This is a genomic window from Streptomyces sp. NPDC005483 (assembly GCF_040606035.1).
Taxonomy (GTDB): Bacteria; Actinomycetota; Actinomycetes; order Streptomycetales; family Streptomycetaceae; genus Streptomyces.
The window spans coordinates 1-22492 of sequence record NZ_JBEXEA010000027.1; the positions used below are offsets into that span (position 1 = coordinate 1).

Below are 22492 nucleotides of genomic sequence, written 5' to 3' on the forward strand. Positions count from 1 at the left end.
GGAGTCGACGCGGAGCGTCGGCGAGTGACGACAACGCGGCAGACGGGCGTGCCCAGCCCCGCGACGCCGGCATGATCCGCCGGACAGGCCCTAGTCGCCGACTCCGGCGAGGTCCCGCAGCCGTCGGGTCTGGGCCGCGCGCTCGGCGCCGCGCTGCTCGTCGTAGGTGCGGTCCTGGGCGCCGCGCAGCAGCGCCTTGGTCTCGATGACCGCGTCGCGGGGGGCGGACAGAAGGGCGGCCGTCAGGTCCCGCACGGCGCCGTCGAGCTGGTCCAGGGGTACGGCGACGTTGGCGAGGCCGGTGCTCACGGCCTCCTCGGCCGTGACAAAGCGCCCGGTGGCGCAGATCTCCAGCGCCCGGGCGTATCCGACGAGGCCCACCAGGGGGTGGGTGCCGGTGAGGTCGGGGACCAGGCCGAGGCTGGTCTCGCGCATGGCGAACTGCACGTCGTCGGCGACGACGCGCAGGTCACAGGCGAGGGCCAGCTGGAAGCCCGCCCCGATGGCGTGCCCCTGCACGGCGGCGATGGACACGACGTCACTGCGCCGCCACCAGGTGAAGCCCTCCTGGAACCCGGCGATGGCGGCGTCGACTTCGGCGTCACCACTGCGGGCGAGCTCGATGAACGACGGCTCGCCCTCGATCCCCTCGGGCGTGAACATCTGCCGGTCGAGCCCGGCGGAGAAGGACTTGCCCTCGCCGCGCAGCACGACCACACGAACGGAGCCCGGCAGCAGCCGGCCCGCCTCGGCGAGCGCCCGCCACAGAGCGGGGCTCTGGGCGTTGCGTTTGGCCGGGTTGGTCAGCGTCACCGTGGCGAGGGTGTCCTCGACGGTGAGCCGTACGCCGTCCCTGTCGAGCAGGGGAACTGATTCCTGGCCGTCCTGGCTGGACATAGCCATGGGGCGCCTCCGATGCGTGCGGTCAGCAGAGCGATGCTGCGATGCTAAGTGACTGCACAGTAACCACCCGGCCGGTCGTCCGACCGACCGGGTGGCCACCATCGAAGCCGATGGGCCGCCCGGCTCAGGACGACGCGGCCTTCTTGCCCCGCGTCGCCCCGCCACGCCCACGAAGCGTGACGCCCGATTCGCTGAGCATCCGGTGTACGAAGCCATACGAGCGGCCGGTTTCCTCGGCCAGTGCCCGAATGCTCGCACCGGAGTCGTACTTCTTCTTCAGGTCTGCCGCGAGCTTGTCGCGCGCGGCGCCGGTTACCCGGCTGCCCTTCTTCAGAGTCTCGGCCACCCGGTCCTCCTCATGGGAAGTGCGCTCTGGTTCTCTCATGATCACCCCTCCGGGCGTTCATGGCCACCCATTCGGCAAGGTCCGTAAGACATGGTTTTGACGACAGGAGCGGTCCCCCACATGCGGAATCTGTGATTCCACCCGGGCGCGTTCGTACCGCCGAACGGGTTCCTTTGTGAAAGGCCAGGTCAGAGACGCACGACGGCCGAGCCCTTGTCGATAAAGGACTCGGCCGTGAAATCGATGTAGGACACACCTCGGTACGAGGAGATCTCACACAGATGATGGATCACCGGTGGGCCGAATGATCCATACGCCGTTGATCACGCATTCGATCAAGCGGCACCGACGGTCAGGCGAGGGCCACGAGATCCGCGTAGTCCGCGCCCCACAGGTCCTCGACGCCGTCCGGCAGCAGGATGATCCGCTCCGGCTGGAGCGCCTCGACGGCGCCCTCGTCGTGGGTGACCAGGACGACCGCGCCCTTGTAGGTGCGCAGGGCGCCGAGGATCTCCTCGCGGCTGGCCGGGTCGAGGTTGTTGGTGGGCTCGTCGAGGAGCAGGACGTTCGCCGAGGAGACGACCAGGGTGGCGAGCGCGAGACGGGTCTTCTCACCGCCGGAGAGGACTCCGGCCGGCTTGTCGACGTCGTCGCCGGAGAAGAGGAACGAGCCGAGCGTCTTGCGCACCTCTACGAGGTCGAGGTCGGGCGCCGCCGAGCGCATGTTCTCCAGGACGGTGCGCTCGGGGTCGAGGGTCTCGTGCTCCTGGGCGTAGTAGCCGAGCTTGAGGCCGTGGCCGGGCACGACCGCGCCCGTGTCCGGCTGCTCGGTGCCGGCGAGCAGGCGCAGCAGGGTGGTCTTGCCCGCGCCGTTGAGGCCCAGGATGACCACGCGGGAGCCCTTGTCGATGGCCAGGTCGACGTCGGTGAAGATCTCCAGCGAGCCGTACGACTTCGACAGGCCCTCCGCCATCAGCGGGGTCTTGCCGCAGGGCGCGGGCTCGGGGAAGCGCAGCTTGGCGACCTTGTCCTGCTGACGCACGGCTTCGAGGCCGGAGAGGAGCTTGTCGGCGCGCTTGGCCATGTTCTGCGCGGCGACCGTCTTGGTGGCCTTGGCGCGCATCTTGTCGGCCTGCGAGTGCAGGGCGGCGGCCTTCTTCTCGGCGTTCTGCCGCTCGCGCTTCCTGCGCTTCTCGTCGGCCTCGCGCTGCTGCTGGTAGAGCTTCCAGCCCATGTTGTAGACGTCGATCTGGGCGCGGTTGGCGTCCAGGTAGAACACCTTGTTGACGACCGTCTCGACCAGGTCGACGTCGTGGGAGATCACGATGAAGCCGCCGCGGTAGGTCTTGAGGTAGTCCCGCAGCCAGATGATCGAGTCGGCGTCGAGGTGGTTGGTGGGCTCGTCGAGGAGCAGGGTGTCGGCGTCGGAGAACAGGATCCGGGCCAGTTCGATACGGCGGCGCTGACCACCGGAGAGGGTGTGCAGGGGCTGGCCCAGCACCCGGTCGGGGAGGTTCAGCGCGGCGGCGATGGTGGCGGCCTCGGCCTCGGCGGAGTACCCGCCCTTGGTCAGGAACTCCGTCTCCTGGCGCTCGTACTGCCGCAGGGCCTTCTCGCGGGTGGCGCCGGAGCCGTTGGCGATGCGCTGTTCGTTGTCACGCATCTTCTTCAGCAGGATGTCGAGGCCGCGCGCGGAGAGGATGCGGTCGCGGGCGAGCACGTCGAGGTCGCCGGTGCGCGGGTCCTGGGGGAGGTAGCCGACCTCGCCGGAGCGGGTGATCTGGCCCGCGGCGGGGATGCCCTCACCGGCCAGGCACTTGGTGAGGGTGGTCTTCCCCGCGCCGTTGCGGCCGACCAGGCCGATGCGGTCGCCCTTGGCGACTCGGAAGGTGGCGGACTCGATGAGGACTCGGGCGCCGGCGCGCAGCTCGATACCGGAGGCGGAGATCACGGACAGACTCCAGGGCGGATTCGGGATTGACGGGTGGGCGGCTGAGGCGTTCCCGCCGTCTAATGCGCGAGGAGAATGGCCATGGGCCAAGTCTAACGGGGGCATGCAAGCACTTTTTCTGGGTTCGGGTGTTCGGTTGGTCTCCCTCCGGGTAGCCGATCGGTCCCGTCGCCGTCCCCCGCCCGGAGGTGTCCGCATGCAGTTCGACGACGACGCCAGGCTGGACACCTCCGAGGTGCAGGACGTGCGCGGCAGCCGCATCCCGGGCGGGAAGGCGACCATCGGTGGTGGCATCGGCGGGCTGATCGTCCTGCTCCTCGGGCTCTTCCTCGGCGTCGGCCCGGACCAGCTCGGGCTCACCGACGGCGGCGGACAGCCCGCGGCCACGGCCTCCGGCCTCGCCGAGGTCGAGCGGAGCTGCAGGACCGGGCAGGACGCGAACACGCGCGACGACTGCCGGACGGTGGCGGTGGTCAACAGCGTGCAGGACTACTGGGACCAGGAGTTCCAGCGGCGCGGTGCCACCTACACCCGCTCCTCCACGATCCTGTTCGGTGAGCGGATCGGCACGGCGTGCGGGTCGGCGACCTCGGCGGTCGGGCCGTTCTACTGTCCGGGCGACCGGAAGGTCTATCTCGACCTCGGCTTCTTCGACGAGCTGCGGTCGAAGTTCGGGGCCAGTGGCGGGCCGTTCGCGCAGGCGTACGTGGTGGCGCACGAGTACGGGCATCACGTGCAGGACCTCATGGGCACGCTGAGCCGGTCGCAGGACGGGCGCACGGGCGCGGACAGCAACGCGGTGAAGGTGGAGCTCCAGGCCGACTGCTACGCCGGGGTGTGGGCACGCCACGCGACCACGACGAAGGACGAGTCGACGGGCCGCCCGCTGATCACGAGTCTCACGGACGCGGACATCACCGACGGCCTGGACGCGGCGGCGGCCGTGGGCGACGACCGGATCCAGGAGCGGTTCCAGGGGCGGGTGACGCCGGAGTCGTGGACGCACGGGTCGGCCGCGCAGCGCCAGCAGTGGTTCCGGGAGGGGTACCGGAGCGGCGAGATGGAGCGCTGCGACACGTTCCGGTGAGGGCCCGGACCTCGTGCGAGGGCCGTTGTCAGTGGTCGCTGCGAGACTGGTCCACGGATCGATGTCCGGCTTTTTGGTCACAAGGGAGTGATCGGCATGACGGGTACCGGTGGTGGACGTCCGAGCATCTACCCCGCACTGCTGTACGCGGACGCGAAGGCGGCGATCAGACAGCTGACGGAGGCCTTCGGCTTCACCGAACTCGCGGTGTACGAGGGCGAGGACGGCCTGGTGGCCCACGCCGAGCTGGTGCAGGGCAACGGCGCGGTGATGCTCGGTTCGAAGGGCACCGGCAGCGCCTACGACAAGCTGATGAAGGACGCGGGCCCGACCGGAGTGTACGTGGTCGTGGACGACGTCGACGCGCACCACCGCCACGCCGTGGAGCACGGCGCGGAGATCCTGATGCCCCCGACGGACCAGGACTACGGCTCCCGGGACTACATGGCCCGGGACGTCGAGGGCAATGTGTGGAGCTTCGGGACGTACGCGCCGGAGACCCGCCCCTGACTCACCCGCCGGTGTGCACCTGGAAGGCGGCGCGGCGGACGGCCTTGGCGAGGGCCGGGTCGGGGTGGGCGGCGGCGAGGGCGACCAGGACCTGCACGGTGCGCGGGTGGCCCACGGCCCGTACCTCGTCGAGCAGTTGGGGGACGGTCGGCTGGAGGGCGGACTCCAGGTGCCGCACCAGCATCGGGGCCTCACCGTGGTCGGCGACGGCGGCCGCGGTGTCGACCCACAGCCAGGTGGCCTCCTGACGGGTGAGCACCTCGTGGGCGTCCTCCGGGTCGATCCCGTCGTGCTCGGCCAGCCACAGCAGGGCGTACGGCCGCAGGGTGGGCTCGTCGGCCACGGAGCGCACGTCGGGCTCGGCCGGGGCGCCGACCACCCGCAGGGCCTCGAAGGCGAGACCGCGCAGCAGGGCGTCGTCGCCGCGGGCGGCGCCGAGCAGGTCGGTGACGGCACTGCCGACGGGACGGGCGGCGAGCCAGGCGCGGTACTCGGCGCGGGCCGCGTTGGGGCGCAGCTGGGCGCAGCCGCGCAGCATCTCCTCGGCGGCGACCTCGATGTTGCCGGCCGGGCTCTGTGCGGCGACGCAGATCTGCTCCAGCTTGACCCACACCGCCCAGTTGCCGAGCGGGGTGAGGGTGGCCTGGCCGTCGCCGTAGGTCAGGGCGCCGACGGAGGCGAGGGCGCGCAGGGCCCAGTCGAGGAGGGGGGCGAGGGGGGCGTCGGCCGTCTCCGGCTCCGCCACGGGTTCCGGCTGGGGGCCGTAGGGGATCTCGCAGCGTTCGGTGCGCAGTTCGGTGACGCGCTGCTCCAGGAGGTCCAGGAGCTGCTCGACGGGGACGGGGCCCGCGGACAGCTGCAGGAAGGAGAGCACCTGGGGCATGGCCGAGACGACCTCGGCGACGGCGGCGGGCTCGCGCTCGGTGGGTTCCGGGAACGCGAGCGACCAGGCGTCGAAGAGGGCGACCCAGCCGCGCAGTACGGCACTGTCGTCCCGGTCCCAGGCGCGCAGCCGCCAGCCGGGGCGGGCGCTGTCGCCGTGCACCTCGACGAGGCCGGCGAGGCGGGCGGTGTCCCAGTCGGCGCGGACCTGAGCCGGGGGCAGGCCGAGGTCCTGGGCCGCGCGGGCTGCTGTCTCGTCGGAGAGGGTGCCGTTGCCGTCGGAGCCGGTGCCGTCCCTGCCGGGGCCCAGGGCGCCGTCGGCCCAGTGCGCGACGCGGGCCGCGTCGGCAAGACCTCTGCGCGCCATTCTGGCCAGTTCCGCGGGGGCCGGTGTGCCCTCCGGGGGGCGGGGCGCGGGGCGGCGTGGGCGCCGTTGGTTCACAGCTGAGGGGGCGGCGGCCAGGGGTCGCGGGCGGACGAGTCGAAGCCTGGAGTCGCGCGGGATACGGGACGTCACGGGTGCAGTCTTCCGGTTGACGGTCCGAAAACCCAAACGGAATGTCACCGCGGGCGCCGGGCAGGGCCGGCGCCGGGGCCGCGCGGAGGGGCATACGCCGAGATCAGGCCAGTAGTACGGGCTTAAACGGAACCTGTGGGACCGGGGCGCGCGGAGGTCACATCAGGGGAGTGAGGAAACGGCGCAGTGCCTCCTCGTAGGCGCGCGGGTCGGCGTTCCACATCGCCGCGTGCGGGGCCTGACGGACCGTGTGCAGGGCGATCCGGTCCGGGTGGGCGTCGGCGAGACGGCGGGAGAGGTGCCAGGGGGCGATTGTGTCGTCCGGGCCGTGGAGCATCAGGGTCGGCGGCGGGGGCCGGTCGGGGCCCATGTCGTCGGTCCGGCCCCCGTGGTCGTCGTAGGGGACGCTGCGGTCGGCGTACAGGCCGGAGTGGTCGCTGGGCAGACCGGTGCGTCCCTGTGCGGCGCGCACCGCGAGCGGGAGCAGGACGCCGGGGGTGTGGCGGGCCGCGGCGAGGGCGCGCAGGGTCAGCTCCCAGCTGAGCACCGGGGAGTCCAGGACGAGTCCCTTGACGCGGTCGCGCAGGCCCGAGCGGGCGGCGGCACGCAGGGCCATGGTGGCGCCGGTGGACCAGCCGTGCAGCACGAGTTGGCGGGCGCCGTTGCTGACGGCGTAGCGCATCGCCGCGTCCAGGTCGCGCCACTCGGTCTGGCCGAAGTGGTTCAGGCCGTCCGGCGGGCGGGGGGCGCCGATGTCGCCGCGGTGGGTGGGGGCGAGGACCGGGAAGCGGTGGCGGTGCAGGAACTCCATGATGTTCAGGGCGTGTTCGCGGGTCGTGCCGAGACCGTGGACCGCGATGACCCAGGTGTCCCGCACGCCGGGGACGAACCACGCGGGCAGGGCACCGAGTTCGCCCGGGATGTCGACGTCGGTGTGGTCGAGGCCGAGAGCCGACTTCGGGTCGCCGACGTAGACGTTCGGGGTGAGCCAGACCTTGTCGCCGGGCGCGAGGGTGCCGTGGGTGACGCGTTCCAGGCGGCGGACGACGGTGTCGGCGGAATGCGGTTCCGCGGTGAGGACGTCACCGACGACGGCGTGGGAGGCGTCACCTGCGAGGCCGTAGGTGCCGGGCCGGAGGGCGGCGAGGTCACGGGTGAGGGCAATGCGGCCGGCGGCGGTGGAGTGGACGGTGAGCCGGGGTTCGCCGGGCAGCGGGCGGCCCGGGGGTGCCTTCAGTCCGGCGTCGCTGGCGATCCTCCCGGCGACGATTCCGGCCGCGCCGGCGGCGAGGGCTGCGGTGACGGCGGCGGCCGTCGTTTTAACAGTGCGCACGTCTTTCAGTGTGCTGGCGGACTCGGTCTGGGGCCAGTGGGCCGGGGCCGCCTCAGCTCGTCGGGCGACCGCGGGCCCGGTGGGGGCGGGCGTCTTATGCGCAGTTCCCCGCGCCCCTGATGCCTGCGGCGGCCTGTGCGGGTTCGGTGGGTGGGACGGGGTGGCACGGGGTGGCCGCACCCCCCAGGGGCGCGGGGAACTGCGCGACCGGCCCCCGCCGGCCCGCGGTCGCCGGACGGCCGAACCCGGCACCCCCACACGCGCCCCGCTCAAGCCCGGCGCGACTGCCCATACCCCCGCAACCGCTCCCCCGCCTCGGCCACCTGCTCCTCCGTCAGGAGATGGGGGGTCAGGCCCGGTACCGCGCGGGCCGTGAGCCAGAGGTGGCACATCCATTCCAGTTGGGCCGTCCGGTCGTAGGCCTGGGCGAGGGTGCCGCCGTAGGCGATCGTGCCGTGGTTCTGGAGGAGGCAGGCGGAGCGGCCGGTGAGGGCCTGGAGCATGTTCGCGGCCAACTCGTCGGTGCCGTAGGTGGCGTAGGGGGCGACCCGGACGGCACCGCCGAGGGCGCCGCTCATGTAGTGGATCGCCGGGAGTTCGGGCACGAGCGTGGAGACGGCCGTGGCGTGCACCGCGTGGGTGTGGACTATCGCACCCGCGCCCGTGTCGCGGTATACGGCGAGGTGCATGGGGAGTTCGCTCGTCGGTACGAGGGTGCCGAGGACCTGACGGCCCTCCAGGTCGACGCCCGTCACGTCGTCCGGGGTGAGCCGGTCGTAGGGCACACCCGACGGGGTGACCAGGACCGTGTCGCCCACACGCACCGAGACGTTCCCGGAGGTGCCGACGACCAGTCCCTCGGTGACCGTCCGGCGGGCGATGCCGACCAACTCGCCCCAGGCGTCCGCCTCCTCGGCACGCACCTCCCGCGTGCCGCCCCCGGTACCCCTTGCGTCCCTCGGATCCCGCCGTTCCTCAGCCATGCGGCGATCCTGCCAGCCGGGGTGCCGGGCCGTCGCGGAGGCGGGGCGTTTCGGGGCGCGACCCGGCGCTTCGAAAGGGCGCATTTATGTATATGCGCCCCTCTCGTGCGTCTTGGCCGGAGACCGACCGTAATCCGATGATCTTCCAGTAATCTCTGGGCTTTGTCGTGCACGACGCCATTCCGGGGGGACACATGGCCCGTGATCGCAAGGCTGCCCGTCACCGAACCCGCGCCCTGGCCATGACCGTGGCCGCGCTCGTCGTGGGGGGCACGGCACTCGCCGGGACACCCGCCTCGGCGGCGGGCCTGCCGAAGGGCCACGACGTCTCTTCGCACCAGAAGGACGTCGACTGGCCGAAGGCCAGGGCCAAGGGCGCCACGTTCGTCTACGTCAAGGCGACCGAGTCCACGAACTACCGCAATCCACACTTCGACCAGCAGTACGACGGCGCGCGCGACGCGGGCATCACCCGCGGGGCGTACCACTTCGCCCTGCCGGACAAGTCGTCGGGCAAGGCGCAGGCCGCGTACTTCGTGCGCAACGGCGGCGCCTGGTCCGCGGACGGCTGGACCCTGCCGCCCGCGCTCGACATCGAGTACAACCCGTACGACAAGAAGCACAGGTGTTACAGCAGGAGCAAAGCGCAGCTGGTCGACTGGATCAGGTCGTTCAGCGACGAGGTGAAGCGGCTCACCGGTCGGCGTCCGGTGATCTACACGACTGCCCACTGGTGGAACGCCTGCACGGGCGGCAGCGGCGCCTTCGCCTCCGACCACGCGCTGTGGGTGGCCCGCTACAACTCGGCGGACGCGGGAGCGCTGCCCGGCGGATGGTCGTACTGGACGCTCTGGCAGTACGACAACAGCGGCAGCCTGCCGGGTGACCAAAATCTCTTCAACGGGTCGGCGCGTCAGTTGAAGAGGTTCGCCGCCGGGTCATAGCCGTGGGACGCACGGGGCGCACGGGAGCCTTGAGGTCCGGCAGAGCAATAGCCGTAGTTTCCGGTCACCGTGCGGCCTGCCCCAGTTCACCTTCCGTTCATCCAGGTTACTTACGTTCAACGTGCCAATGACCTCGAACGATTGCCTGGGTAAATGGAAAACTTCTCGCTGATCCTCGCGATTGTGGTCGTCACCGCACTCGCGTTCGATTTCACGAACGGTTTTCACGACACCGCCAACGCGATGGCCACCACCATCTCGACCGGTGCGCTCAAGCCCAAGGTCGCGGTGGCCATGTCCGCCGTGCTGAACCTTGTGGGCGCCTTCCTCTCGGTGGAGGTCGCCAACACGATCTCCAAGGGTCTCGTCGACGAGACCGGCATCCGTCCCGAGGTCATCTTCGCCGCCCTGGTCGGCGCGATCCTCTGGAACCTGCTGACCTGGCTGGTGGGCCTGCCCTCCAGTTCCTCGCACGCCCTCATGGGCGGCCTGATCGGCGCCACCATCGCCTCGGCGGGCACGGGCGCGGTGCACGGCGACGCGCTCGTCACCAAGGTCCTCATCCCGGCGGTCGCGGCGCCCATCGTCGCGGGCGTCGCCGCCATGCTGGCCACCCGCCTCTCGTACACCCTGGGCAAGAAGGCCGACGGCAAGGCGGCCGCGAAGGGCTACCGCACCGGTCAGATCGCCTCGGCCGGCCTGGTCTCGCTGGCCCACGGCACCAACGACGCGCAGAAGACGATGGGCATCATCACCCTCGCCCTGGTCGCCGGCGGCGCCGTCGCCCCCGACTCCGACCCGCCCACCTGGGTCATCCTCTCCGCGGGTCTCGCCATCGCGCTCGGCACCTACCTCGGCGGCTGGCGCATCATCCGCACCATGGGCAAGGGCCTGACCGACCTCCAGCCGCAGCAGGGCTTCGCCGCCCAGACCAGCGCGGCCACGGTCATCCTGGCCTCGTCCCACCTCGGCTTCTCCCTGTCCACCACGCACGCCGTCTCCGGTTCGGTGATGGGCGCGGGTCTCGGCCGCAAGGGCGGGGTGGTCCGCTGGTCGACGGCGACCCGCATGCTCGTCGCCTGGGGTCTCACCCTGCCGGCAGCGGCCCTGGTGGGCGCACTGGCCGAGACCGTCACGGACCTCGGCGACTGGGGTACGGCGGTCGTGGCGGTCTTCCTCGTCGCCTCCAGCGCGGCGATCTGGAAGCTCTCGCGGCGCGAGGTCGTGGACGCGTCGAACGTCAACCACACCGACGAGCCGGCCGGCGTGGTGACCACGGCCATCGCCGCCGTGATCCCGCCGCCCGCGGGCCCCGTGGCCGAGGACCTCATCGCCACGATCCCGGCCCCGCCCGCCACGACGGAACCGGCCGCCCCGCCGGCCGCCGTCTGAACCCGCAGTACTAAGGAAGCCTCACCATGAAGATCGACTGGGAAGCACTCGGCTCCGTCTTCGGCGTCAGCCTCGTCGTCACCGTGGGCCTCGTGGCCCTGTTCACCCTCGGCATCATGGGCCTGTCCCGCCAGGAACGGGCCACCGCCCAGGGCGACTCGGCCGGCCTCGCCGTCACCGGCGCCTACGCCTGCTTCGCGGCGTGCGCGGCGGCGGTGGCGTACGGGATCTATCTGATCGTGGCCTGACGGCACCCCGTCACTCGACGGCCGGGCGGGCACGGAACTTCGGGTTCCGTGCCCGCCCGGCCGTCTTCCATGACCGGCGGTGTGGGGTTCTGCACACTCCCCCGCCGCAGGTCAACAGCAAGTTGACGGGTCTCGAAGGCCCGTGGTGGACTGCCGGAGCCATATACGGCGGCAGAAGAGGAAGCCGGTGCGAATCCGGCGCGGTCCCGCCACTGTCACCGGGGTAGGTAGCCCCGGGAGCCAGGAACTCTCGCCGCCGGACTCGTCGAACCAGGGCGTGGACACCCTGAGTGAGGACATGACGCGATGCTCGCCTGCCGATCGACCAGCAGTACCCGGCACTTGAACGACCCCGCGATCGGCTGACCCGATGCGTGCCGATCGCGTTTTCGCGTACGGCGCCGCCGCCGGCCTTCTCGGTGACCTGCTGCTCGGTGACCCACGTCGCGGGCACCCGGTCGCCGCGTTCGGGCGGGCCGCCGGGGCCGTGGAGCGGGTGCTGTGGCGGGACCACCGGGGGTGGGGCGCGCTGCACACCGCCGTGTGCGTGGGGAGTGCGGTGGCGCTGGGCGCCGTCGCCGAGAAGGTCGTACGTCCCTCCCGTGCCGCCTCCGTCGTGCTCGCCGGCGCCGCCACCTGGGCCGTCGTGGGCGGGACTTCACTCGTGCGGGAGGCCCGGGTCATCGGGCGGGCGCTGGAGACCGGGGACATCGAGGCGGCCCGCGCCCGGCTGCCTCATCTGTGCGGGCGGGATCCTCAGGCTCTCGATGCCGACGGGATCGCCCGGGCCGTCGTGGAGTCCGTCGCCGAGAACACCTCCGACGCCGTCGTGGGAGCGCTCGTGTGGGGGGCCGTCGGCGGGGTGCCGGGGCTGCTCGGGTTCCGGGCCGTGAACACCCTGGACGCCATGGTGGGGCACAAGTCGCCCCGCTATCGGCGTTTCGGGTGGGCCTCGGCGCGGCTCGACGACCTCGCCGGATGGCCGGGGGCGCGGCTGACCGCCCTGCTCGCCGCCGTCGCCGGTGACAGTCCCCGCGGTGCCGTGCGGGCCTGGGGGGAGGACGCGCGCAAGCATCCGAGTCCCAACGCCGGGCCTGTCGAGGCCGCGTTCGCGGGGGCGCTGGGCGTCCGGCTCGGGGGGACCCTCTCGTACGCGGGGCGGGTGGAGAACCGGCCGACGCTGAATCAACGGGGGCGTGCCGTCGCCACGTACGACATCGAGCGCGCCGCACGGCTCTCGCGGCGCGTCGGGCTGCTCGCGCTCGGCGCCGGTGTCGCCGCGCGGACCTTCGTGAAGGGGCGTCGGGCATGAGAGGCGGGGGTCTTCTCGTCGCCGGTACCACCTCCGACGCCGGCAAGAGTGTCGTCACCGCGGGGATCTGCCGGTGGCTGGTGCGGCAGGGGGTGAGGGTCGCGCCGTTCAAGGCGCAGAACATGTCCCTCAACTCGTTCGTCACGCGCGAGGGCGCCGAGATCGGGCGGGCCCAGGCCATGCAGGCGCAGGCCTGCCGCATCGAGCCGACCGCGCTGATGAATCCCGTGCTGCTCAAGCCCGGTGGCGAACAGAGCAGCCAGGTCGTGCTGCTCGGGAAGCCGGTCGGTGAGCTGAGCGCCCGGGGGTATCACGGGGGGCGGCAGCAGCAGCTTCTCGGGACCGTGCTCGACTGTCTCGCCGAGTTGCGGGGCACGTATGACGCGGTGATCTGTGAGGGGGCCGGGAGCCCGGCCGAGATCAACCTGCGGCGTACCGACATCGTCAACATGGGGATCGCCCGCAACGCCGAGCTGCCCGTGCTGGTCGTGGGCGACATCGATCGCGGGGGCGTCTTCGCCTCCTTCTTCGGGACCGTGGCGCTGCTCAGCCCCGAGGATCAGGCGCTCGTCGCCGGATTCCTCGTCAACAAGTTCCGGGGGGACGTCTCGCTGCTGGAGCCGGGGCTGGACATGCTCCACGGTCTCACCGGGCGGCACACCTACGGCGTTCTGCCCTTCCGGCACGGGCTCGGGATCGACGAGGAGGACGGGATGGGGGTCCGGAACTCCCGGGCCTCCGCCCCGGTGGGCGAGGACGTGCTGCGGGTGGCCGTGTGCGCGGTTCCGCTCATGTCGAACTTCACCGATGTCGACGCGCTCGCCGCCGAACCCGGTGTCGTGGTGCGGTTCGTGGACCGGCCGGAGGAACTGGCCGACGCCGACCTCGTCGTCGTTCCGGGGACCCGGGGGACCGTCCGCGCGCTGGACTGGTTGCACGAGCGCGGGCTCGCCCACGACCTCGTCCGAAGGGCCGCGGAAGGGCGTCCGGTGCTCGGCATCTGCGGCGGCTTCCAGATCCTCGGCGAGCACATCGAGGACGAGATCGAGAGTCGGCAGGGACACGTCGACGGCCTCGGCATCCTTCCCGTCCGCGTGCGGTTCGCGCGGGAGAAGACCCTCACCCGGCCGGTGGGTGAAGCCCTCGGCGAACGTGTCGAGGGGTACGAGATCCATCACGGGGTCGCCTCGGTGACCTCGGGAGAACCTTTCCTCGACGGCTGTCGCGTCGGCCAGACCTGGGGCACGCACTGGCACGGCTCGCTGGAGTCGGACGGCTTCCGGCGGGCCTTCCTGCGGGAGGTGGCGGCCGCCGCGGGCCGCCGGTTCGTACCGGCCCCCGACACCTCGTTCGCCGGGCTGCGCGAGGAGCAGCTCGACCGGCTCGGCGACCTGATCGAACAGCACGCGGACACGGACGCGCTGTGGCGGCTCATCGAGTCCGGCGCGCCGCAAGGACTGCCTTTCATTCCACCGGGAGCGCCCGCATGAGCACAGTGTTGTTGTTGTCGACCGCCGACACGGACCTGTTGGCGGCCCGGGCCGCTGCCGGCGCCTCGTACCGGATCGGTAACCCGACCCGGGTCGACGTCGGGCAGGAGCTGCCGGCGCTGATCGAGGGCGCGGACATCGCCGTCGTACGGCTGCTCGGCGGCAAGCGGGCCTGGGAGGACGGGCTCGCCGCGCTGAAGGCGTCCGGCATCCCGACCGTCCTGCTCGGCGGAGAGTCCGTGCCGGACGCCGAGTTGATGGCCGAGTCGTCCGTGCCGGCCGGTGTCGTGGCCGAGGCGCTCAGGTACCTCGTCGAGGGCGGGCCCGCGAACCTGGAGGAGCTCGCCCGGTTCCTGTCCGACACCGTGCTGCTGACCGGTGAGGGGTTCACCGAGCCGCGGAAGATGCCGGAGTACGGCGTCCACGGCTCGTACGCGCGGGAGAGCGGCCGTCCCACCGTCGGCGTGCTCTTCTACCGGGCCCATGAACTGAGCGGCAACACCGGCTTCGTGGACACCCTGTGCGAGGCGATCGAGGCGAAGGGCGCCAACGCCCTTCCCGTGTACTGCGGTTCACTGCGCGGAGCCGACGCCGGGCTCTACGAGATCCTTTCCGGGGCCGACTCCCTAGTCGCCACCGTCCTCGCCGCCGGCGGCACCCACGCCTCGCAGGCCTCGGCCGGCGGAGACGACGAGGCCTGGGACATCGGGGCGCTGGCCGACCTCGACGTGCCCGTGCTGCAAGGACTGTGCCTGACGACGTCCAGGGCGGCCTGGGACGAGTCCGACGCGGCCCTGTCCCCCATGGACGCGGCCATGCAGGTCGCGATCCCGGAGTTCGACGGGCGGCTGATCACCGTGCCGTTCTCCTTCAAGGAGCAGGGCCCCGACGACGTCCCGGTGTACGTGGCCGACCCGGAGCGGGCCGCGCGGGTCGCCGGGATCGCCGTACGGCACGCGACGTTGCGGCACAAGCCGAACGCGGAGAAGAAGCTGGCGCTGGTCTTCACCGCGTATCCGACCAAGCACTCGCGGGTCGGCAACGCGGTGGGCCTGGACACGCCCGCCTCGGCGATCCAGGTACTGGACGCGCTCAGGGACGCCGGGTACTCGCTCACCGAATACCCGTCCGGCGGCGACGAGTTGATCCACCGGCTGATCGAGGCCGGCGGGCACGACGTCGAGTGGCTCACCGAGGACCAGCTCGCCTCCGCCCCCGCGCGGGTACCGCTCGCCGACTACCGGGCGTGGTTCGACAGGCTGGACCCGGAGCTCCGGCAGTCCATGCTGGACGCGTGGGGTGAGCCGCCGGGCTCGCTGTACGTCGACGGGGACGACGTCGTGCTGGCCTCCCTCCAGTTCGGGAACGTCGTCGTGATGATCCAGCCGCCGCGCGGCTTCGGGGAGAACCCGATCGCGATCTACCACGACCCGGACATGCCGCCGTCGCACCACTACATGGCCGCGTACCGGTGGCTGGAGAACTCTTTCGGCGCCGACGCGATCGTCCACATGGGCAAGCACGGCACGATGGAGTGGCTGCCGGGCAAGGGCCTCGGTCTGAGCGGGGGGTGTGCTCCGGACGCGGTGCTCGGTGAGCTGCCGCTGATCTACCCCTTCATCGTCAACGACCCCGGCGAGGGCACCCAGGCCAAGCGACGCGGGCACGCGACCGTCGTCGACCACCTGGTACCGCCGATGGCGCGGGCCGACACCTACGGCGACCTCGCCAAGCTGGAGCAGCTGCTCGACGAGTACGCGCTCGTGTCCGACCTGGACCCGACCAAGGCCCCGGCCGTCCGCGCGCAGATCTGGACGCTGGTCAAGGCGGCCGAGCTCCACCACGACCTGCATGTCGACGAGCAGCCGGACGACGCGGCGTTCGACGAGTTCGTCATGCACATCGACGGTTATCTCTGCGAGATCAAGGACGTGCAGATCCGGGACGGGCTGCACATCCTCGGCGGCGGTCCGGTCGACGAGGCCCGCGTCAATCTGGTGCTGGCCGTGCTGCGCGCCTCGCAGGTGTGGGGCGGGCAGGCGAACGCCCTGCCGGGGCTGCGGGCCTCCTTCGCCACCCATTTCGGGCTGGTCGAGAAGGAGTTGCTGGCGGAGCCGGGGGCGCCGGTGAAGGTTCCGGTGGAGCTGTCCGACCTCGTCGAGGGCCCCTCCCGTTCGGCCGCCGACGCGATCGATCTGCTGGAGCAGCTGTGCCGGCGGGTCGCGGAGGGCATGGAGGCCGTGTCCTGGGACGCGGCGGCCGTCCCGGGTCTCGTCCGTGACGTGCTCGGCACCGAACTCCCCGAGGCCGTAGCGGTGTTGGAGTTCGCCTGCACCGAGGTGGTGCCCCGGCTGGCCCGCACCACCGACGAGATCGGGCACATCCTCAAGGCCCTGGACGGCGGGTACGTCCCGGCCGGGCCCTCCGGCTCCCCGACCCGTGGTCTCGTCAACGTCCTGCCGACCGGCCGGAACTTCTACTCGGTCGATCCCAAGGCCATCCCGTCCAGGCTCAGTTGGGAGGTCGGACAGTCGCTCGCCGACTCGCTGATCCAGCGCTACCTGGCCGACACCGGCGAGTATCCGAAGTCCGTGGGCCTCACGGTCTGGGGCACGTCCGCGATGCGCACGCAGGGTGACGACATCGCCGAGATCCTGGCGCTGCTGGGCTGCCGTCCGGTGTGGGACGAGGCCTCGCGCCGGGTCACCGGCTTCGAGGTGATCGGCCTGGAGGAGCTCGGGCGGCCGCGCATCGACGTGACCGTCCGCATCTCCGGGTTCTTCCGGGACGCGTTCCCGCACGTGGTCGGGCTGATCGACGACGCCGTGCGCACGGTGGCCGAGCTGGACGAACCCGCCTCCTCCAACTATGTGCGCGCCCACGCCGACGAGGACACCGTCGAGCACGGTGACCGGCGGCGCGCGACAGCCCGGATCTTCGGGTCCAAGCCGGGGGCGTACGGCGCCGGGCTGCTGCCCCTGATCGACGCCCGCAACTGGCGCTCGGACGCCGACCTCGCCGAGGTGTACGCGGTGTGGGGCGGCTACGCCTACGGGCGCGGACTCGACGGGCGGGCGGCGCGCGGGGACATGGAGACCGCGTTCAAGCGGATCAACGTCGCCGCGAAGAACGTCGACACCCGCGAGCACGACCTGGTCGACGCCGACGACTACTTCCAGTACCACGGCGGCATGGTCGCCATGGTGCGTCACCTCACGGGCGCCAACCCCGAGGCGTACGTGGGCGATTCGGCCACGCCGGACCAGGTGAGGACACGCACGCTCGGCGAGGAGACCCACCGGGTCTTCCGGGCCCGGGTGGTCAACCCGCGCTGGATGGCGGCCATGCGGCGGCACGGCTACAAGGGCGCCTTCGAGATGGCGGCGACCGTCGACTACCTCTTCGGCTACGACGCCACGGCGGGCGTGGTCGACGACTGGATGTACGAGAAGCTCAGCGCCGAGTACGTCTTCGACGCGGAGAACCGGGACTTCATGAAGAAGTCCAACCCCTGGGCGCTGCGGGGCATCACGGAACGGCTCCTGGAGGCCGCCGACCGTGGACTGTGGGCCGAGCCGGACGCGGACACGCTGGAGCGGCTGCGGGCCACGTACCTGGAGCTCGAGGGCGACTTGGAGGGTGACGAGAAGTGAGTACCCCGTTTCCGTTCACGGCCGTCGTCGGCCAGGACGACCTGCGGCTCGCGCTGCTGCTGAACGCCGTGTCGCCGGCGGTCGGCGGCGTGCTGGTGCGCGGCGAGAAGGGCACCGCCAAGTCGACGGCGGTGCGCGCGCTTTCGGCGCTGCTGCCCGAGGTCGCGGTCGTCCCCGGCTGCCGTTTCTCCTGTGACCCCGCCGCGCCGGACCCGTCCTGCCCGGACGGACCGCACGAGCCAGGCAACGGCGGTATGCGCCCCTCGCGCATGGTCGAACTCCCCGTCGGCGCCTCCGAGGACCGGCTCGTCGGCGCCCTGGACATCGAGCGGGCGCTCGCGGAGGGAGTGAAGGCCTTCGAGCCGGGCCTCCTCGCCGACGCGCACCGGGGCATCCTCTACGTCGACGAGGTCAACCTCCTCCACGACCACCTGGTCGACCTGCTCCTCGACGCGGCCGCGATGGGGGCGTCGTACGTGGAGCGCGAGGGCGTCTCCGTACGGCACGCGTCGAAGTTCCTGCTGGTCGGCACCATGAATCCCGAAGAGGGCGAGCTGCGGCCGCAGTTGCTCGACCGGTTCGGGCTGACCGTCGAGGTCGCTGCCTCGCGGGAGCCGGACCAGCGGGTGGAGGTCGTGCGGCGGCGGCTCGCCTACGACGACGATCCCACCGGGTTCGCGGCGCGCTGGTCGGACGAGGAGGCTGCCGTACGGCAACGGATCGTCGCCGCACGGGAGTTGCTGCCGTCGGTGCGGCTGGGCGACGGGGCGCTCCGGCAGATCGCGGCGACCTGTGCCGCGTTCGAGGTGGACGGCATGCGGGCCGACATCGTGATGGCGCGTACGGCGACCGCGCTGGCCGCGTGGGCCGGGCGGACCGATGTGCTCGCGGAGGACGTGCGGCAGGCCGCGCTGCTGGCGCTGCCGCACCGCAGGCGCCGTAATCCCTTTGACGCGCCGGGGCTCGACGAGGACAAGCTCGACGAGACGCTGGAGGAGTTCAGCGGGTCCGGTGACTCCGGTGACGCGGGTGACTCCGGTGATGACGACGAGCCGGACCCGGACGGGCCCGGTGGGGGTGGCGGGCAGCCGCCGTCCTCCGACGGGCCGCAGACCGACGGGGGTTCCGGTGCGCAGCCGGAGGCCGGGGACGGTGGTGAGCCGCAGGCGTCCGGTGCCGGTGCCGGTGCCGGGGAACAGTCCGCCGCACGGGCTGCCGAGCCCTTCCGCACCAAGATGCTCAGCGTGCCCGGGCTCGGGGACGGCGCTGCCGGGCGACGGTCGCGGGCGCGGACCGAGCACGGGCGGACGACCGGGGCCCGGCGGCCCCAAGGGGCCCTGACCAAGCTGCACTTGGCGGCCACCGTGCAGGCGGCCGCCCCGCATCAGCGGGCGCGAGGGCGGTCCGGGCGCGGTCTCGTGGTCCGGCGGGACGATCTGCGGCAGGCGACGCGGGAGGGGCGCGAGGGCAACCTCGTGCTGTTCGTCGTCGACGCCTCGGGGTCGATGGCGGCGCGGCAGCGGATGAGCGCGGTGAAGGGGGCCGTGCTGTCGCTGCTCCTCGACGCGTATCAGCGGCGGGACAAGGTGGGACTGGTGACGTTCCGGGGGTCGGCGGCGGAGGTCGCGTTGCCGCCGACGTCGTCCGTGGATGCCGCGGCGGCCCGGCTGGAGACGCTGCCGACCGGTGGGCGTACCCCGCTCGCGGCCGGATTGCTGCGGGCCCACGAGGTGCTGCGGGTGGAGCGGCTGCGCGATCCCGCGCGGCGGGCGCTGGTCGTCGTGGTGACGGATGGGCGGGCCACCGGTGGTCCCGAGCCGGTCGCGCTCGCGGGGCGGGCGGCTCGGCTGTTCGCCGCGGAGGGGGTCGCCTCCGTCGTCGTGGACTGTGAGTCCGGGCCCGTGCGGCTGGGGCTGGCCGGGCAGCTCGCCGGTGAACTGGGCGGTACCGCGGTGACGCTGGACGAGTTGCGGGCCGACTCGATCGCAGGGCTCGTGAAGGACGTACAGAGGAGGGCCGCGTAATGCCTCAGGGACAGCCGAGTGTGGTGCCGGAAGACGGGCTGACGACGCGACAGCGACGGAACCGGCCGTTGGTCGTCGTGCACACCGGGATCGGGAAGGGGAAGTCCACCGCGGCGTTCGGGCTCGCGCTGCGGGCCTGGAACCAGGGGTGGCCCATCGGGGTGTTCCAGTTCGTCAAGTCGGCGAAGTGGAAGGTCGGCGAGGAGAACGCGCTGCGGGTGCTGGGGGCGTCCGGGGAGGGCGGGTCCGTCGACTGGCACAAGATGGGTGAGGGCTGGTCCTGGGTGCAGCGGGACGCCCAGATGGACAACGAGGAGAAGGCCCGGGAGGGCTGGGAGCAGGTCAAGCGGGATCTGGCCGCAGAGACGTACAAGCTGTATGTGCTCGACGAGTTCGCCTATCCGATGCACTGGGGGTGGGTCGACACGGACGAGGTCCTTGATGTGCTGCGGGAGCGGCCCGGGACCCAGCATGTGGTGATCACCGGGCGGAACGCGCCCGAGAAGCTCGTCGACTTCGCCGATCTCGTGACCGACATGTCCAAGGTGAAGCACCCCATGGACGCCGGGCAGAAGGGGCAGCGGGGTATCGAGTGGTGATGTCCTCATCCGTTTCCGTCCCCCGGCTGGTCATCGCCGCGCCGTCCTCCGGCAGCGGGAAGACCACCGTCGCCACGGGGTTGATGGCCGCGTTCGCCGCCCGGGGGCTTGCCGTGTCCCCGCACAAGGTGGGCCCCGACTACATCGATCCCGGGTATCACGCGCTCGCGAGCGGGCGGGTGGGGCGGAACCTCGACGCGTACCTGTGCGGGCCGGAGCTGGTGGCTCCGCTGTTCCTGCACGGGGCACGGGGGTGTGACATCGCCGTCGTCGAGGGGGTGATGGGGATGTTCGACGGGGCCGCGGGGGAAGGGGAGCTGGCCTCCACGGCTCATGTGGCGAAGTTGCTGCGGGCGCCGGTGGTGCTGGTCGTCGACGCCTCGTCGCAGTCACGGTCGGTGGCCGCTCTGGTGCACGGGTTCGCGTCGTGGGATCCCGAGGTGCGGGTGGGGGGCGTGATCCTCAACAAGGTCGCGTCCGACCGGCATGAGGAGCTTCTGCGGGAGGCGTTGGAGTCGGCCGGGGTGCCGGTGTTCGGGGTGCTGCGGCGGGTGGCTCAGGTGGACACGCCTTCTCGGCATCTGGGGTTGGTGCCGGTCGCGGAGCGGCGGGCGGATGCGGTCGACTCCGTCGCGGCGATGGCGGAGCAGGTGCGTGCCGGGTGCGATCTTGAGGGGCTGATGGCACTCGCTCGGGGTGCCGGTGCGTTGTCCTGTGCGGTGTGGGACGCGGCTGAGGTCCTGGCTTCTTCGCCCCCGCCGCTCCTACCCGTCCCCTCCCCAGGGGCTCCGCCCCCGGACCCCCGCTCCTCAAACGCCGGAGGGGCTGAATCGGCGCGAACGCCGGAAGGGCTGGATTCGGCTCAGGTCACCCACCCAGGGGCGCGGGGCTGCGTTGAATCTGCGGCTACCGCCGCGTGGGCGCGACAAGCCCCCATTCAGCCGCACCCGACTTCCGACGGGCCGGTACGAGTCGCCGTCGCCGGTGGGCCCGCCTTCACGTTCTCCTATGCCGAGCACGCCGAGCTGCTCGCGGCCGCCGGTGCCGAGGTCATCGTCTTCGACCCCTTGCGCGACGAGCAACTGCCGGACGGGACAAACGGGTTGGTCATCGGCGGCGGGTTTCCCGAGGTGTACGCCGCTGAGCTGTCCGCCAACGAACCGTTGCGGAAGGCCGTCGCCGCTCTCGCGGAGACCGGTGCTCCCGTCGCCGCCGAGTGTGCCGGGCTGCTGTACCTGTGCCGGGAGCTCGACGGACAGCCCATGTGCGGGGTGCTCGACGCCTCGGCGCGGATGGAGGAGAAGCTCGTCCTCGGGTACCGGGACGCCGTCGCCGTCAGTGACAGTTCGCTGGCCGTCGCCGGGACGCGGATGCGGGGGCACGAGTTCCACCGGACCGTGGTGGAGCCGGGGGCCGGGGACGCCGCGGCCTGGGGTGTGCGGGTGCCCCGGCGGCGGCTCGAAGGTTTCGTACAGCGTGGTGTGCACGCGAGTTATCTGCACACGCACTGGGCCTCGGAGCCCGGTGTCGCCCGTCGGTTCGTGGAGAGGTGCCGGACGTCATGAGCAGCAGCAGGTTGATCGGGGTCGGGGTCGGGCCTGGGGATCCGGAGCTGGTGACCGTCAAGGGTGTCAACGCCCTGCGCGCCGCCGACGTGGTCGTCGTGCCCGTCATGGCTGCGCCTGACGGAAAGGACGGCGGGGAGCGGGGACGGGCCGAAGCGACCGTTCTGCATTACGTACCGCAGGAGAAGGTCGTCCGGGTCGTCTTCGCCCTCAACGAGCGCAGTGACCACGCCCGGCGCGAGGCCGCCTGGGACGCAGCCGGGGAGCGGGTCGCCGAGCTGCTTCGCTCGAGCGGCTCCGTCGCCTTCGCGACCATCGGCGACCCCAACGTCTACTCCACCTTCACCTATCTCGCCCACACCATCGGCGAACTCGTGCCGGACGTGGTCGTCGAGACCGTGCCCGGGATCACCGCCATGCAGGACCTCGCGGCGAGGTCGGGGGCGGTGCTGACCGAGGGCACCGAGCCGCTGACCCTGGTGCCCGTCACCGCCGGTTCCGCCGTGCTCAAGGACGCGCTCAACGGGCCCGGCACCGTCGTCGCCTACAAGTTCGGGCGGCAGGCCGGGGAGGTGGCCGAGGCGCTCCGGGAGACCGGGCGGATCGAGGACGCCGTATGGGGATCGGCGCTGGGACTGGACGGCGAGTCCATCCGGTCGGCGGCCGAGCTCGACGGGGCTCCCCTGCCGTATCTCTCCACCCTCATCGCGCCCGCCCGGCGGGACGGCACCCGGGGTGGCAAGTTGTGACCTG

The 22492-nt window shown here is 71.9% G+C and carries 18 protein-coding genes and 1 riboswitch; of the genes, 12 read left to right on the top strand and 6 right to left on the bottom strand.

Features of this window, described 5'->3' with window-relative positions; genetic code table 11:
• Window positions 1–90 precede the first annotated feature (90 nt).
• From ABZT06_RS37030 to ABZT06_RS37040, 3 genes are all read right to left on the bottom strand, one after another.
• Window positions 91–897: an enoyl-CoA hydratase/isomerase family protein gene (locus tag ABZT06_RS37030; RefSeq protein WP_355751651.1), complete on the bottom strand. Its 807-nt coding sequence runs from the start codon at window positions 895–897 to the stop codon at window positions 91–93.
• A gap of 130 nt (window positions 898–1027) precedes the next feature.
• Complete coding sequence (locus ABZT06_RS37035) at window positions 1028–1249, bottom strand: helix-turn-helix domain-containing protein (protein ID WP_004002281.1); 222 nt, start codon at window positions 1247–1249, stop codon at window positions 1028–1030.
• Between the two features lie 352 nt (window positions 1250–1601).
• Window positions 1602–3200 (bottom strand): ABC-F family ATP-binding cassette domain-containing protein, encoded by a 1599-nt coding sequence (locus ABZT06_RS37040; RefSeq protein ID WP_355751469.1) that lies wholly within the window; start codon window positions 3198–3200, stop codon window positions 1602–1604.
• Window positions 3201–3396: 196 nt separating this feature from the next.
• Between ABZT06_RS37040 and ABZT06_RS37045 the strand changes: the two genes are divergently transcribed.
• Window positions 3397–4287 carry a neutral zinc metallopeptidase gene (locus tag ABZT06_RS37045; RefSeq protein ID WP_355751471.1) on the top strand — a complete coding sequence of 297 codons (891 nt, stop codon included), beginning with the start codon at window positions 3397–3399 and terminating at the stop codon, window positions 4285–4287.
• Between the two features lie 96 nt (window positions 4288–4383).
• On the top strand, window positions 4384–4797 hold the full coding sequence (locus tag ABZT06_RS37050) for a VOC family protein (protein WP_355751473.1): 414 nt from the start codon (window positions 4384–4386) through the stop codon (window positions 4795–4797).
• Window position 4798: 1 nt separating this feature from the next.
• Here the strand turns inward: ABZT06_RS37050 and ABZT06_RS37055 are convergent, their stop codons facing one another.
• The 3 genes from ABZT06_RS37055 to ABZT06_RS37065 all read right to left on the bottom strand — a co-directional run bounded on the left by ABZT06_RS37055 (window position 4799) and on the right by ABZT06_RS37065 (window position 8512).
• Window positions 4799–6196 (bottom strand): hypothetical protein, encoded by a 1398-nt coding sequence (locus ABZT06_RS37055; protein WP_355751475.1) that lies wholly within the window; start codon window positions 6194–6196, stop codon window positions 4799–4801.
• A gap of 157 nt (window positions 6197–6353) precedes the next feature.
• Window positions 6354–7529, bottom strand: a complete 1176-nt coding sequence (locus ABZT06_RS37060; protein WP_355751477.1) for an alpha/beta fold hydrolase — start codon at window positions 7527–7529, stop codon at window positions 6354–6356.
• A 269-nt stretch (window positions 7530–7798) separates the two neighbouring features.
• Window positions 7799–8512, bottom strand: coding sequence for a class II aldolase/adducin family protein (locus ABZT06_RS37065; RefSeq protein ID WP_355751479.1), 714 nt, complete (start codon window positions 8510–8512; stop codon window positions 7799–7801).
• A 194-nt stretch (window positions 8513–8706) separates the two neighbouring features.
• Between ABZT06_RS37065 and ABZT06_RS37070 the strand changes: the two genes are divergently transcribed.
• The 10 genes from ABZT06_RS37070 (at window position 8707) to cobI (ending at window position 22488) form a co-directional block, all read left to right on the top strand.
• Entirely contained in the window at window positions 8707–9456 is a 750-nt protein-coding gene (locus ABZT06_RS37070; protein ID WP_355751481.1) for a lysozyme, read from the top strand.
• A 153-nt stretch (window positions 9457–9609) separates the two neighbouring features.
• Window positions 9610–10848 (top strand): inorganic phosphate transporter, encoded by a 1239-nt coding sequence (locus ABZT06_RS37075; RefSeq protein WP_355751483.1) that lies wholly within the window; start codon window positions 9610–9612, stop codon window positions 10846–10848.
• A 26-nt stretch (window positions 10849–10874) separates the two neighbouring features.
• Window positions 10875–11096 (top strand): hypothetical protein, encoded by a 222-nt coding sequence (locus ABZT06_RS37080; RefSeq protein WP_355751484.1) that lies wholly within the window; start codon window positions 10875–10877, stop codon window positions 11094–11096.
• 129 nt (window positions 11097–11225) lie between these two features.
• A riboswitch (cobalamin riboswitch) is annotated at window positions 11226–11369 on the top strand.
• Window positions 11370–11466: 97 nt separating this feature from the next.
• Window positions 11467–12408 carry a cobalamin biosynthesis protein gene (locus tag ABZT06_RS37085; protein WP_355751486.1) on the top strand — a complete coding sequence of 314 codons (942 nt, stop codon included), beginning with the start codon at window positions 11467–11469 and terminating at the stop codon, window positions 12406–12408.
• Entirely contained in the window at window positions 12405–13898 is a 1494-nt protein-coding gene (locus ABZT06_RS37090; RefSeq protein ID WP_355751488.1) for a cobyric acid synthase, read from the top strand. Before ABZT06_RS37085 ends, ABZT06_RS37090 begins: the two co-directional genes overlap by 4 nt.
• Window positions 13895–17551, top strand: coding sequence for a cobaltochelatase subunit CobN (gene cobN / locus ABZT06_RS37095; RefSeq protein ID WP_355751490.1), 3657 nt, complete (start codon window positions 13895–13897; stop codon window positions 17549–17551). Before ABZT06_RS37090 ends, cobN begins: the two co-directional genes overlap by 4 nt.
• The gene (locus tag ABZT06_RS37100; RefSeq protein WP_355751492.1) at window positions 17548–19575 is read left to right on the top strand and encodes a putative cobaltochelatase; all 2028 of its coding nucleotides are present in this window, start codon (window positions 17548–17550) and stop codon (window positions 19573–19575) included. The genes cobN and ABZT06_RS37100 overlap by 4 nt, the downstream gene beginning before the upstream one ends.
• The gene (gene cobO, locus ABZT06_RS37105; protein WP_031044008.1) at window positions 19575–20174 is read left to right on the top strand and encodes a cob(I)yrinic acid a,c-diamide adenosyltransferase; all 600 of its coding nucleotides are present in this window, start codon (window positions 19575–19577) and stop codon (window positions 20172–20174) included. The genes ABZT06_RS37100 and cobO overlap by 1 nt, the downstream gene beginning before the upstream one ends.
• Window positions 20174–21739, top strand: a complete 1566-nt coding sequence (locus ABZT06_RS37110; RefSeq protein WP_355751494.1) for a cobyrinate a,c-diamide synthase — start codon at window positions 20174–20176, stop codon at window positions 21737–21739. Before cobO ends, ABZT06_RS37110 begins: the two co-directional genes overlap by 1 nt.
• Complete coding sequence (cobI, locus tag ABZT06_RS37115; protein ID WP_355751496.1) at window positions 21736–22488, top strand: precorrin-2 C(20)-methyltransferase; 753 nt, start codon at window positions 21736–21738, stop codon at window positions 22486–22488. The genes ABZT06_RS37110 and cobI overlap by 4 nt, the downstream gene beginning before the upstream one ends.
• The last annotated feature ends 4 nt before the right edge of the window (window positions 22489–22492 follow it).